Source organism: Neisseria sp. HMSC70E02, assembly GCF_001838645.1.
Lineage (GTDB): Bacteria > Pseudomonadota > Gammaproteobacteria > Burkholderiales > Neisseriaceae > Neisseria > Neisseria macacae.
The window spans coordinates 1-13,253 of record NZ_KV838078.1; the positions used below are offsets into that span (position 1 = coordinate 1).

Genomic DNA, 13,253 nt, shown 5'->3' on the forward strand with positions numbered 1-13,253 from the left:
TGTACTGTCTGCGGCTTCGTCGCCTTGTCCTGATGTAAATTTAATCCACTATAAAAAACGAGGCAGGTTTGAAATCACATTAAGGTGTGCTTTATTGTGTGCCTGCCTTTGAATCCGCTATAAGCAGTTCCGAACAGTAAAAAAGGTCGTCTGAAAACCTTGAATTAAGGTTTTCAGACGACCTTTCCACAGCCTAAAGTCAGGACAATGAGACTTACACAATGCCTTGCGCCAGCATCGCATCGGCGACTTTGACGAAACCGGCGATGTTCGCACCGTTGACGTAGTTGGTTTTGCCGTTTTCAGTGCCGTATTTCAGGCAGGATTCGTGGATGCTTTGCATGATGTCGAACAGGCGTTGGTCGACTTCTTCGCGGCTCCAAGCCAGACGGACGGCGTTTTGGCTCATTTCCAAGCCTGAAGTTGCCACGCCGCCGGCGTTGGAGGCTTTGCCCGGTGCATACAGGATGCCCGCTTTGACGAACTGATCGACCGCGCCCAAAGTAGAAGGCATGTTCGCACCTTCGGCAACGACGTAGCAGCCGTTTGCCAACAGGGTTTTGGCGGCTTCTTCGTCCAATTCGTTTTGGGTCGCGCAGGGCAGGGCGACTTCGGCGGCAACGCCCCACGGTTTTTGGTTTTCAAAGTATTTCAAACCTTGTTCTTTGGCATAGGTGGAAACGCGTTCGCGGCGGACTTCTTTCAGCTCGATAAGCGCGGCGAGTTGGTCTTCGGTCATGCCGCTGTCGGGGAAGAGGACGAAACCGTTGGAGTCGGAAACGGTCAGCACTTTCGCGCCCAGTTGGATGGCTTTTTCGGCGGCGTATTGTGCGACGTTCCCTGAGCCGGAAATCAGCACGCGTTTGCCTTCAATCGAATCGCCGCGCGTTTGCAGCATGGATTGGGCGAAGTACACGGTGCCGTAGCCGGTCGCTTCGGGACGGATAAGGCTACCGCCCCATTCGAGGCCTTTGCCGGTCAGGACGGAGGCAAATTCGTTGCGGATTTTTTTGTATTGTCCGAAGAGGAAGCCGATTTCGCGGCCGCCTACGCCGATGTCGCCCGCAGGTACGTCGGTGTTCGGGCCGATGTGGCGGTAGAGTTCGTTCATAAAGGCTTGGCAGAAACGCATCACTTCGGCGTCGGATTTGCCTTTGGGGTCGAAGTCGGAACCGCCTTTACCGCCGCCCATAGGCAGGGTGGTCAGGGCGTTTTTGAACACTTGTTCAAATGCGAGGAATTTCAATACGCCTAAATCGACGGTCGGGTGGAAACGCAAGCCGCCTTTGTAAGGACCGATGGCGGAGCTCATTTGAATGCGGTAACCGCGGTTGACTTGGACTTGTCCTTTGTCGTCCACCCAAGTGACGCGGAACATAATGACGCGCTCAGGTTCGACGATGCGTTCAAGTAGGTTTTGTTGGGTGTATTTCGGGTTTTTTGCCAAAAACGGGCCCAAGCTCATGAATACTTCTTCAACCGCTTGGTGAAACGGCTCTTGATTGGGGTTACGTTGTTTGAGGTTGGCAAACAAGGCGTTCAAATCGGTCATTTTATGCTCCCTGTGGATTAGATTGGAAAGGATGATGAATTTGTGGAAAGTAATATAAACCTAATTTTTTTGCCTGCCAAGCAGTTTTGATGAAAATTGTTGACATTATTTTTTTGAGAATTTTATTATTTGGTATATATAACCAATAAAATATAAAAATATTTTTGAAAATTCCATCATTTTAAAATAAATTGGCTATATATTCTAAGTAATTAAACTAGAAATTTGAAACGAGAGAGTGTAAAAAATTCGATTCAACGCAAATTTTCATGTGAAAACGGTCAATATTGTCAACAATTTTACGAAAATTACCCTTGGAAAACAGGATTAGGAAAGAAAATAACACCTTAAAAAACGAATTTTGTTTCAGATAGAAAAACGTGTTTCAGGACAATCCATAACGGATAATGCCAAGGTCGTCTGAATCTAGTTTCCAGTTTTCAGACGACCTTGATTATGCTGTTAATCGACAAATTGCTATACAATACGCCCCAAATCATCTCCAACAACACACACTCTTAAAGGACACCAATGAAAGCCTACCTCGATTTAATGCGCCATGTTCTCGAAAACGGTACCGATAAATCCGACCGTACCGGTACAGGCACTCGTTCGGTGTTCGGCTATCAAATGCGCTTCGATTTGAGTCAAGGCTTCCCGCTGCTGACCACCAAAAAGCTGCACCTGCGCTCGATTATCCATGAGCTGCTTTGGTTTCTCAAAGGCGATACCAACATCAAATATTTGAAAGATAACAATGTTTCCATTTGGGACGAATGGGCGGACGAAAATGGCGACTTGGGGCCTGTGTACGGCTACCAATGGCGCAGTTGGCCTGCACCCGACGGCCGCCATATCGACCAAATTGCCAACGTCGTGGAGCAAATCAAGAAAAACCCCGATTCCCGCCGCCTGATTGTGTCGGCATGGAATCCCGCGCTGGTGGATGAAATGGCATTGCCGCCTTGCCATGCGCTGTTTCAGTTTTACGTTGCCAACGGTAAATTGTCCTGCCAGCTTTACCAACGCAGCGCGGACATTTTCCTCGGTGTACCGTTCAACATTGCCAGTTACGCGCTGTTGACCATGATGATTGCCCAAGTCTGTGGGTTGGAGGCGGGCGAATTTATCCATACCTTGGGTGATGCGCATCTGTACAGCAACCATTTCGAACAGGCAAAACTGCAATTGAGCCGCGACACCCGCACGCTGCCGGTGATGAAAATCAATCCGGAAGTCAAAGACTTGTTTGCATTCAAGTTTGAAGATTTCGAGTTGGAAGGTTACGACCCGCATCCGCACATCAAGGCTGCCGTAGCGGTGTAGGGTGTGGAATAGATAAAAGGTCGTCTGAAACTTTTCAGACGACCTTTTTGTTGGTTTGCTTCACACTTCGATTTTATTGGGTGTGAAGGTTTCCCATTTGTTGCAGGCGGGGCAGTGCCAGAAGAAGACTTGGGATTTGAAGTGGCAGTTGCGGCAGCGGTACATGACGCTGCGTTGGAGTTGGCGGCCGATGACGGAACGCATCATGTCGGCGTCGGCTTTCCATGCGGGATTCATGTCGCTGATTTTCAAACCGAGCAGGCGGTATACGCCGTTGAGGTCGGGTTTTTGACGCACGAGGTCGATGGCAAGTTGGGCGGCTTCGCTTTCGCCTTTGAGCAGCAGGGCTTTTTCGTAGATGACGTTGATGAGGTCTAAATCGGGGAAGGTCTGCATGTAACCGATGAGCCGGTTCAGCCCTTCTTCCTGTTTGCCTTGGGCGGCGTAGGCTTCGTAGAGTTTTTCGCCAACCATGCTCAGGTAGGCATGGTTTTGCTGCTCGATGGCGCCGTATGCCTCGACAGCGGCGGGGAAATTGCCCTGTTTGGTTTCGATGTCGCCCAAAATCATGTTGGCGCGGGCGCATTTTTTGTTGGCGTCCAAGGCTTTTGGGACGTTGTAACGGGCGGCGTCAAGATTGGATTTGAACAGCGCGGTTTGGGCAAGTTCGCAATAAAACTGTGCAATTTCAAATTGGTAGGTCTGCTCGTCGTGGCTGAGGAGTTGCGCGGTTTCAATGGCTTTTTCCCAGTCGCGGTCTTGCTGGTAGATGCTGAGCAGGTGCTGACGGGCTTCGCGCGCCATGTTGCCTTCCTGCAAGCCGATGAAGATTTGTTCGGCGCGGTCAACCAAGCCTGCGCTTTGGTAGTTTTGCGCGAGTTCGAACAGCACCCGCGCGCGTTTTTCGTTGACGGTATCGGGCGAGTCGAGCAGGGCTTGGTGCATATTGATGGCTTTGTCGTTTTCGCCGCGCTGACGGTAGAGTTTGCCCAAAGTCAGGTTGAGGTCGTAAGACTGCGGCTGCTGGTCGATGACTTCCGCCAGTTCGCGGGCGGCACGGCCGCTGTTGCGGTCAACCAATGCGTCCAGACTTTTGTAAAAGCCGGCAGGCACGCTTTTCGCCTGTTTCAACACAGTTTTCATGTCGATACGGGCGGCAAACCAGCCCATGGCGAAGAAGACGGGCAAAAGGGTAATGGGCAGGAGGATGACCCACAATTCGTTGTCCATGTGATTCCTTTTTTAAGGCTTGGGCGTTTGTACGGGTTGTTTGGCAGGGGCAGTCGTTTGCGGTGCGGGTTGCTGCGGTACGGGGGCGGCAAGGTCTTTTTCGCTCAAATGCGCGTGTTTTTTGACTTCGGCACGCAGGCGGTTGTTTTCGCTGCGCAGCGCCAAAAGTCTGCCGAACAGGGCGAACATGCCGAACACGATGCCGATGACAAACGCACCGAAGAGGACGACAATCAGCGGTAAATCGGCTTTCTGACCGGGCAGGTAGTGGAAGGCGACGCTGTCGGTATTGATGACGGCGAGCAGTAAAAACAATAATAAAATGATGACTTTGATAATGGTGTAAATCAGTTTCATGGATGTCTCCGGCGGTATGCCTGTCGGAAAGTTTTGAAAAGGTCGTCTGAAAATTCAGTAGGGCGGTCGATAGGGATTCCGTTTCCGAACCCGTTTGCCGCAGATGCGGCTTAGTTTAAACGATTTGGATTGTTTCGGATAGGATGTGCGGCAGTTTTCAGACGACCTTAGGCTTCATTATATATATGTAGTACACGGTAGGCATGATTGCTGACAATTCGTATGCGTATCGGAATGGATGGTTTTCCGTATTTCGTTATCAGGCAAGGGCTTGGGCGAAAGCTGTTTGCGAAACAAGTATTCGGACTTGTCAAAACCATCCGTACAGGCGTATCTTTCAACTTTTAATATCTAAACAGAACCAAACAGAATAAGAAAGGCAATCACCATGAGCAGACCCGTACCCGCCGTGTTCGGCAGCGTCTTCCACGCCCAAATGCCCGTTATCGCCCACAAGGACGGCAAATGGCAGCCGACCGAATGGCAAACTTCCTCAGACCTCACCCTCGCGCCCGGCGCGCACGCCCTGCATTACGGCAGCGAATGCTTTGAAGGCTTAAAAGCCTTCCGTCAGGCAAACGGCAAAATCGTCTTGTTCCGCCCGACGGCAAACATCGCCCGTATGCAGCAAAGCGCAGACATTTTGCACCTGCCGCGCCCCGAAACCGAAGCCTATCTGAATGCCCTGATCGAATTGGTCAAACGCGCCGCCGACGAAATTCCCGATGCGCCTGCCGCGCTGTATCTGCGCCCGACGCTCATCGGTACCGACCCCGTTATCGGCAAAGCCGGTTCGCCGTCCGAAACTGCGCTACTCTATATCCTCGCGTCTCCGGTTGGCGACTATTTCAAAGCCGGTTCGCCCGTGAAAATTTTGGTTGAAACCGAGCACATCCGCTGCGCACCGCACATGGGTCGCGTCAAATGCGGCGGCAACTACGCCTCCGCCATGCCTTGGGTACTGAAGGCAAAAGCCGAACATGGTGCAAATCAAGTCCTGTTCTGCCCGAACGGCGACGTACAGGAAACCGGCGCGTCCAACTTTATCCTGATTAAAGGCAACGAAATCATCACCAAACCGTTGACCGACGAATTCCTCCACGGCGTTACCCGCGATTCTGTGCTGACCGTCGCCAAAGACTTGGGCTACACCGTCAGCGAACGCAATTTCACCGTGGACGAACTCAAAGCCGCAGTCGAAGAGGGCGCGGAAGCGATTCTGACCGGCACCGCCGCCGTCATCTCGCCCGTAACCTCTTTTGTCATCGACGGCAAAGAAATCGAAGTGAAGAGCCAAGAACGCGGCTACGCTTTGCGCAAAGCCTTGACCGACATCCAATACGGTTTGGCGGAAGACAAACATGGCTGGTTGGTTGAAGTGTGCTGATTTGATTTCGTATTAATAGAACAGATCCAAAGGTCGTCTGAAAGAAAATTTCTTTTCAGACGACCTTTTTATTTTGTAAACAGATTTTGTCGTGCCATTTGTAAAAAAATATCCCGATGTTTGGTGTGTTGTTGTGAAAAACAGTCACTATTTGAACTAAAAAATAAAAAAATTTTTCTATTTTTCAAATAATTAAAAAATTTTAATATTTGCTAAGTTATGAAAATGTAATTATACCAATTCAATATGCTAGAATCATTTCATTACTCGTTTGGTATATTTGATTGCTGAGAAATGTCGAAAAAAGGGACTTAAATCGACATCGCAGTGAACTAAATAGATACTCTAGAACTCTAATAGACTTAGGTTTTCGTTTTTTAATGTAAAGCAGTGTTTAATATATTAATGTGACATCACAAGATGACTGTTCCAAAGAGAGAGCTTTGGAATGACTTTTACAAGATCATGAAAAGTCGTCTGAATGTTATAGGGATATTTAAGTGCGGTTTTATGTTTAAAAGGCGGAAGGATTAAAAAAAGAGCGTCAGGTTTTGAGGTTTTAGAATGAGTAATAATCGTTACAGCTATTTAAATGACGATGGAAATGATTTCAAATCATTCGAACGACATATAAAAATCGCTGAAAAAGGGTAGGAAAGCATTGCTTTCGTTGCCTCAGACGCAAGTCTGCGGCTTTTAAACTAGGGAAAATATATTATGTCAACTAAAACCACGTACTCTTTCTTCAATCTCGGACAAACAAGAGTTCACACTAAAAGTCAAACTTCTCAATCTAATCATGCAGTAGCCGCAAGCCAAGAGCATGCCGGCCATGCTCCTTCTGCATTGAACAAATTGATTTACGACCATTCTTTTGGCGGTCTGAATCTGGCAGCAGCCCTCCCTAAACAATTGAGGGGACAGGATAAAATTTTTGGTCTGCAACATACGCCCTCTGCCGATACTGCCGCAGTCAATACTTCAAAAAATACCAAACCGGCGCCGGTTGCCGACCGCAGTAAATTAACCAGCAAAGAAATGGCCATCATGTCTCAGGTTCTCCGTGCTGATGTTGTTGCACGCAAACAGGCAGAAGCTCAAGCAGCCAAAGAGCAGGTTATGGCAAAATACCAAGCTGCTAGACAGGCAGCTGTTGCCGCCGCCGCTGCAAGACATGCAGAAGCTATGGAAAAGGCAAAAGCCGCTGCTGCAGTACGTCAAGCCGAAGCCTTGGAAAAAGCCAAAGCAGCATCGGCAGCAAGACAGGCTGAAGCGTTAGAAAAATCAAAAGCCGCACATGCAGCCAAACAAGCGGAAATTGCCGCTAAAACCAAAGCAATCCTGGCTGAAAAACAGGCTGCCGAGAAAGCGCAACATACTGAAAATGATGTTGCACACCATCATCAAACCAACGGTAAAGTGGCGCATTCAGCACCAGCGGTAACGGTTTCCCACAAACATGAAGATAATCAGGCTGGTGACAATAAAGAAACGGCTCGACACAATACTTCAAAATCCAATGAAGCCCATACTGCTAGGCAGGCCGAACATCAAGCCAATCATCAAGATGAAGTAGATGAAGTAAAAGAAGGGGAGGTTTCCAACTACACCGTTCATCAATCGAAAGAATTTGGCAGATACATCGACGTCAATGATTTTGGCGCAGATCCGACCGGGAAAAAAGACAGCTTGGCAGCCATCAAAGCGGCATTGACTGCGGCACACAAAGAAAAAGCCATGCTGTTCATGGACGGTACTTACTATATTTCCGATCAAATTGTCATCAATGGCAATAATTCAGGGGCTAAAGGTATTTTTGGTTCGGGCATGGGCAAAACGCTGATCACCTTTGATAAAGCGCAGGTCGGTGTGTTCAACCCCAATACCAATCACGATGATATTCGCGCATTTGCCGGTATTTTGGTGGATGGACAAAGCCATAAAACGATTGCGAATCTTTCTGTTAAATATACCAATCCGGACTTTTACCGGAAGGGCTTGAGCTACTTCGGAAAAGTCAGCGGCATTTTGGTCAACGATGCCGACCATACTTTAATCAGCAAAGTCGAGGTATCCGGAGTCAACCGTGCCGGTGTGATGTTTACATCGACTGATGCATTGGTTCGGGAAGCAGGTAAGAGCCAAACTTACAAAGCACGCGTCCAAAGCGGTGAGATCAACGAACAATATGACCATCTGCCTTTGGGTGAGAACAACCGTATTGTCGACTCCTATCTGCACCACAACCGTGTTGCCGGCGCGATGGTCGGATATCAAAAGAACTTTGTCGGCGAAGGCAATAGATTGGAGTGGAACGGTCACGAGGCTGATGGCGGTACAGGTTATGGCATGACTGCCATGGCAGGCAGCTACAACTACGGCATTACTTTCCGCAACAATACAACCGACCATAACTACCGTAAAGGTTTGGATGTACATGATGGCACCGGTATCGTTATCGAAAACAACGTCTTAAACGGCGACCGTCTGTATGGTATCGCTGCCTACAACCGCCAATTTTCCATGGATAACGTGAAAATTAAAGACAACGTTATTACGCAAGACCCGAATTTCCGTCTTTATATGGATGATGATTTAGGTAGGTATTACCACATGTATTCCGGCATCCAAGTGCAAACCAATACCCAATTGCGCGATTTGCATACGGCGGATAAAGGTTATTACGACATCAGCGGCAATACCATTAAAAATTTGGCAGTGTACCAAAACCACATCCAAACTTATGGCATCGAATTCCGTAACCATGAAAACAAAATGGATTACACGCTGAATATTACCGACAACAAAATCGACGGTGAGTCCACCAAATACCTGATGGCAGTGATTAACAACACATATGATCATGTCAGCAAACACGACGGTATCGGTACGGGCACCATCAATATCAGCGACAATACTGCCAATATCGGAAAAATTGCACCGGGAGCCGTGCCGTTCTATTTTGAAGAACACCGCTCGGATGTCCCCCTGCATGGTTCGATAACGTTAAACAACAACAATATTACCGTTCGCGAAGAGTCGGCCGGTTATCGTGAATTCGCCTATATGCGTACCAATGCCAAAGAGTACAACGTGACCAACAATACGTTGTCCCTCCACGGCAAACTGAACGATGCCATTGTGGATGTCAACAGTACCGGTGACGGCGTAGGAAAAGCCACGTTGAATGTTGCCAACAATACCCTGCATACCGACATCAAAGGCAAACTGTATGCGACTTGGTTGAAGCATGAGGCAGATGTCGATACCTTTGCCGGCAGCAATACCCATAATGGCGACCAATTGAAAGATGTGAATACAACCGGTAAGGACATCGCGCTTTCTGATGTATTGGGTCATGTGCATAACAAAGTTGAAGCAATCCACGATACTGTTTATGCCAACCACCCGAAATATCCGACCATGATTGATGATCAGACTTACCATAACGGCATTTTGTAATGGTGTTTAAAAGGTCGTCTGAAACGGTAAATTGCCGTTTCAGACGACCTTTCAGCGTTTTTAGAAACCGAACAATACAATGATGTTGTCACATTAAATTATTTGTGTTAAAAGTCATTTACATTCCCATTGGATTGTTTTTTTAAGGAACAGTAAATGAAAAAGACGTTTTGTCTAGTATTGGCGGCGGCATTTGGTTTGAGCGCATGCAGCAGCCTTGAAAACAAATCTGCCCATGAAATGATGGCAATTTCCCTTGATCGCGTCTATACGGATGATTACAGCTATAACATTGATAGCGAAGTGAAGTTTCATACTTCTACTGCCGAAGCAGGGGTAGCGCCGGAAAGCGAGAAAAAAGCCCGTTTGGAAGAAACAAAGAAGGATCAAGCCGAACTTGACAAACAAGTCAAAGAATTGAACGAAGACGGAATCGAACTTTCGGAAGAAGATCAGACCAAGCTGAAAGAAGCCTTGCTGGACACCGACAATGATAAATGGTTCCCTGAAATGATCGATAAGTGGCAAGAATATCCGGTTGTCGGACGTTATTTGGAAGGTGTGCGTTTGAAATCGCATATAGCCATTGACCTGCCTGCCAAAAAAGCCGAATGGATTCCCGCTATTTCCATTAACCATCGCAATGAGCAATTGAATATCCAATCTCCCATGCTGATTGATGGTGAAAATCTCAGTCTGACTATTGACCAGCCATTGCTCAGTTCGATGATTATGAGCATCTTTACGAGCGAAGAGATCCGTAAGCGTTTGGCTGAAGAGCAACCTATCAGCATACAGCTTAAAGATGAAGAGATGGTCAAAGGCATTCCTTTGCGTCATGCCGCAAAGGCGGCATTCAAAGCCTATATTGAAGCCAGCAAAGCTGCTCCTGCTGAGGCATACCGCCTTGAAAATATGGATGAATTCGGTAAGCAAAACAAAGCAAAATACCGCATCCATTACACCCATAAAGACGAATATGACCCGCTCTTTATCAACGCTTTCGCTAAAGAATTCAAAAAAGAATTTGATGCTCTGAAGAAAAAACCGGAGGAAGGCTCTACGGCTGAAGGCTACGAGAAAGTTGAAAAATTCTTTGGCGAGTTTATAGACAGTACAAAAGAGAAAGGCCTCTCAATGCACTCCGGCTTTGAAAAGATGGTCGGCATGCCTCTCTATTATGACTACTATCTGAATGGAAAAGGCAGATTGTTGGCAACGCGTATTTATACGCAGGTCAACAGCAAAAGCAACACTCAGGCGTTGAACATCGTTATGGAAAGTATTTACCACAATTACGGCAAACCCGTATTCAAGTTTAAGCCTGCAAGCGAAAAAGTCATCGACATAAAAGAGTTGACAGTACCTATCATATCTAGATTATTGTTGCCATCGGGTTATGACCCAGAGGCAGAAACTGATTCCGAAGAAAATACTGAAGAACATTCAGCAACTGAAGAATAATCATCTGCCGACAGGCCGCCGAGATTCTCGAGCGGCCTGCTTATTGCAAATTTGACAGTGTTTACCTACGATGCGCCCTTGGTGCATTTCGTCTGAGTTTTTCAGACGACCTTTTTAAGGAAAACTATGTTTGGAAACTTTGATTTCAGTTATGTGCTGCTTGCTATCCCACCGGTGATGCTTTCCTTGGTCATGCGTGAGATTGCACGCGGTTATGTTGCATATCGCTGTGGCGACCCCACCGCATTACAATTCGGACGGTTGACATTAAATCCGATGGCGCATATCGATTTGATAGGAACAATCATCGTACCTGCGTTGAGCCTGGCGTTAACACCGTTTGTTTACGGCTGGGTACGCCCCATACCGATTAATGCCCGCAATTTTAAGAATGTGCGCAGCGCGCGGAGATGGATTGCCGTTGCCGGTCCAGTAACCAATCTGATTCTGGTGTATTTCTGGGCGATGCTCTCGTTTTTAGGTGGCGCGGTCCCAGAGGCGTATGTTGACCCATTAATGATCATGACCCAGTTTGGTATGACAATTAATATAGTTTTGATCGTCATTAACCTGCTTCCGATTTTGCCGCTCGATGGTGGTGTCATTCTTGACTCTTTCCTCAATGCAAAATGGTCTATGAAGTTTCGTCAAATCGAACCTTATGGAACATGGATTGTTTTGGCTTTGCTTCTTACGGGCGCGTTGTCGGGTTTGATTGACTTATTTTCTCTGATGATAGGGAGTTCAGTCTCTATCTTTACCGCATTGATTTTGGCAGGTATAGCCGACTTAGTAAAATAGCAAGGTAAATGGAAAACAAAGGTCGTCTGAACTTTTTCAGACGACCTTTTTTCCTATCCGTCAAAGTAAATCCCATTGGAAACCCTGCTTAAAAATTGTACAATGGCAGCCCTTTCCATACGGCGGTTTGACCATGCGCATCGGCGGCTACATTATCGACAATCCCATTGCACTCGCCCCGATGGCGGGCATTACGGACAAACCGTTCCGCCGACTTTGCCGAGATTTTGGCGCGGGTTGGGCAGTGTGCGAAATGCTGACCAGCGACCCGACGCTTAGAAATACCAGAAAGACCCTGCGCCGCAGCGATTTTGCCGATGAGGGCGGCATTGTTGCCGTCCAGATTGCCGGCAGCGATCCGCAGCAGATGGCGGATGCCGCGCGTTACAACGTCAGCCTTGGGACGCAGGTTATCGACATCAACATGGGCTGTCCCGCCAAAAAAGTCTGCAATGTTCAAGCCGGCAGCGCGCTGATGCAAAACGAGCCGCTGGTTGCTGCCATTCTCGAAGCCGTCGTCCGCGCGGTGGACGTTCCCGTTACCCTTAAAACCCGTTTGGGCTGGCACGACGACCACAAGAACCTACCTGCCATCGCCCGTATCGCCGAAGATTGCGGCATCGCCGCCCTTGCCGTCCACGGACGCACACGCACGCAAATGTACAAAGGCGAAGCGGCTTATGATCTGATTGCCGAGACCAAAGGTCGTCTGAACATCCCCGTCTGGGTCAACGGCGACATCACTTCGCCGCAAAAAGCCGCCGCCGTCCTCAAACAAACCGCCGCCGACGGTATCATGATAGGGCGCGGCGCACAAGGCAGGCCGTGGCTCTTCCGCGATTTGAAACATTACGCCGAATACGGCGTTTTGCCGCCTGCCTTGAGCTTGGTAGAGTGCAACGCCACCATTTTGAACCACGTCCGCGCCATGCACGCGTTTTATGGCGAAGTCGCCGGCGTGCGCATCGCCCGCAAACACATAGGCTGGTACATCGACGAAATGCCCGACGGCGAGCAGACACGCCGGGACATCAACCGCTTGGACAGCGCAGCGGCACAATACGATACCCTTGCTGCCTATCTTGAGGCACTTTCAGAGAAAACCGACCGCTGGGTGTGTGCATATCGTGAAGGGTAGGGCGTTTCAGACGACCTTTTTATTTTTGGGAAGTAAATATGAAATTGACGCCACGTCTCAAACGCTTCGGTATAGCCGCGCTGTTGCTGACAGGATACGGGTTTTATGCTTATGACTACAATCTGATAGCTTGTAAATTAATGGATCGCAATTGGAATGACGACAAGGGCAGGTGCATGAATCCCGATTGTCGTCAACATGATGCGTGTATGTTGAGTGCGTTTAAGAGTAGAGCGACATGCGAAACCATCCGCCCCGGTGACAGTTTGGACAAGGCTTGGTATGTACTGGGCGAACCTTGGTATGAGAAAAACGGGCGTTTCTTTTGGGATGATAAATATGGAGATCATGTAGCAGAAATCGAACCGGACGGAGAAAAGGTTGGCAAGATTACCTGCTTGGGGGAGTAGGTTGCGTGGACTGTAATCCGGCATGGTGAAGGCTTGATGGTTAATCTTCATTCATTCTTAAAGGCTGATGTGCCTTTCTACAACCCCCTCTTTAATATAGTGGATTAACTTTAAACCAGTACGGCG

General features: G+C 48.2%; 10 protein-coding genes. 7 read left to right on the top strand and 3 right to left on the bottom strand.

What is annotated here, in order from left to right:
• Positions 1-214: 214 nt before the first annotated feature.
• Complete coding sequence (gdhA, locus tag HMPREF3277_RS03640) at positions 215-1,552, bottom strand: NADP-specific glutamate dehydrogenase (protein WP_003776652.1); 1,338 nt, start codon at positions 1,550-1,552, stop codon at positions 215-217.
• A gap of 531 nt (positions 1,553-2,083) precedes the next feature.
• Between gdhA and HMPREF3277_RS03645 the strand changes: the two genes are divergently transcribed.
• The gene (locus HMPREF3277_RS03645) at positions 2,084-2,878 is read left to right on the top strand and encodes a thymidylate synthase (RefSeq protein ID WP_009311115.1); all 795 of its coding nucleotides are present in this window, start codon (positions 2,084-2,086) and stop codon (positions 2,876-2,878) included.
• A gap of 60 nt (positions 2,879-2,938) precedes the next feature.
• On the opposite strand, the gene lapB is transcribed toward HMPREF3277_RS03645, so the two are convergent.
• Entirely contained in the window at positions 2,939-4,108 is a 1,170-nt protein-coding gene (gene lapB / locus HMPREF3277_RS03650; RefSeq protein WP_070870074.1) for a lipopolysaccharide assembly protein LapB, read from the bottom strand.
• Positions 4,109-4,120: 12 nt separating this feature from the next.
• Positions 4,121-4,465, bottom strand: coding sequence for a LapA family protein (locus tag HMPREF3277_RS03655; RefSeq protein WP_009311116.1), 345 nt, complete (start codon positions 4,463-4,465; stop codon positions 4,121-4,123).
• 388 nt (positions 4,466-4,853) lie between these two features.
• Here HMPREF3277_RS03655 and ilvE point away from each other — a divergent pair, with 388 nt between their 5' ends.
• The 6 genes from ilvE (at position 4,854) to HMPREF3277_RS15570 (ending at position 13,127) form a co-directional block, all read left to right on the top strand.
• Positions 4,854-5,852 (top strand): branched-chain-amino-acid transaminase, encoded by a 999-nt coding sequence (ilvE, locus tag HMPREF3277_RS03660; protein ID WP_003765854.1) that lies wholly within the window; start codon positions 4,854-4,856, stop codon positions 5,850-5,852.
• A gap of 717 nt (positions 5,853-6,569) precedes the next feature.
• Positions 6,570-9,314 carry a right-handed parallel beta-helix repeat-containing protein gene (locus HMPREF3277_RS03665; protein ID WP_070870075.1) on the top strand — a complete coding sequence of 915 codons (2,745 nt, stop codon included), beginning with the start codon at positions 6,570-6,572 and terminating at the stop codon, positions 9,312-9,314.
• A gap of 156 nt (positions 9,315-9,470) precedes the next feature.
• Complete coding sequence (locus HMPREF3277_RS03670; RefSeq protein ID WP_003776667.1) at positions 9,471-10,778, top strand: hypothetical protein; 1,308 nt, start codon at positions 9,471-9,473, stop codon at positions 10,776-10,778.
• 126 nt (positions 10,779-10,904) lie between these two features.
• On the top strand, positions 10,905-11,579 hold the full coding sequence (locus tag HMPREF3277_RS03675) for a site-2 protease family protein (protein ID WP_009311120.1): 675 nt from the start codon (positions 10,905-10,907) through the stop codon (positions 11,577-11,579).
• A 133-nt stretch (positions 11,580-11,712) separates the two neighbouring features.
• Positions 11,713-12,717 (top strand): tRNA dihydrouridine synthase DusB, encoded by a 1,005-nt coding sequence (dusB, locus tag HMPREF3277_RS03680; RefSeq protein ID WP_009311121.1) that lies wholly within the window; start codon positions 11,713-11,715, stop codon positions 12,715-12,717.
• A gap of 176 nt (positions 12,718-12,893) precedes the next feature.
• Positions 12,894-13,127: a hypothetical protein gene (locus HMPREF3277_RS15570; protein WP_003765225.1), complete on the top strand. Its 234-nt coding sequence runs from the start codon at positions 12,894-12,896 to the stop codon at positions 13,125-13,127.
• Positions 13,128-13,253 lie beyond the last annotated feature (126 nt).

Coding starts and splice junctions, on each gene's coding strand:
- gdhA (WP_003776652.1), bottom strand. CDS start 1,552: ATGACCGATTTGAACGCCTTGTTTGCCAACCTCAAACAACGTAACCCC.
- HMPREF3277_RS03645 (WP_009311115.1), top strand. CDS start 2,084: ATGAAAGCCTACCTCGATTTAATGCGCCATGTTCTCGAAAACGGTACC.
- lapB (WP_070870074.1), bottom strand. CDS start 4,108: ATGGACAACGAATTGTGGGTCATCCTCCTGCCCATTACCCTTTTGCCC.
- HMPREF3277_RS03655 (WP_009311116.1), bottom strand. CDS start 4,465: ATGAAACTGATTTACACCATTATCAAAGTCATCATTTTATTATTGTTT.
- ilvE (WP_003765854.1), top strand. CDS start 4,854: ATGAGCAGACCCGTACCCGCCGTGTTCGGCAGCGTCTTCCACGCCCAA.
- HMPREF3277_RS03665 (WP_070870075.1), top strand. CDS start 6,570: ATGTCAACTAAAACCACGTACTCTTTCTTCAATCTCGGACAAACAAGA.
- HMPREF3277_RS03670 (WP_003776667.1), top strand. CDS start 9,471: ATGAAAAAGACGTTTTGTCTAGTATTGGCGGCGGCATTTGGTTTGAGC.
- HMPREF3277_RS03675 (WP_009311120.1), top strand. CDS start 10,905: ATGTTTGGAAACTTTGATTTCAGTTATGTGCTGCTTGCTATCCCACCG.
- dusB (WP_009311121.1), top strand. CDS start 11,713: ATGCGCATCGGCGGCTACATTATCGACAATCCCATTGCACTCGCCCCG.
- HMPREF3277_RS15570 (WP_003765225.1), top strand. CDS start 12,894: ATGAATCCCGATTGTCGTCAACATGATGCGTGTATGTTGAGTGCGTTT.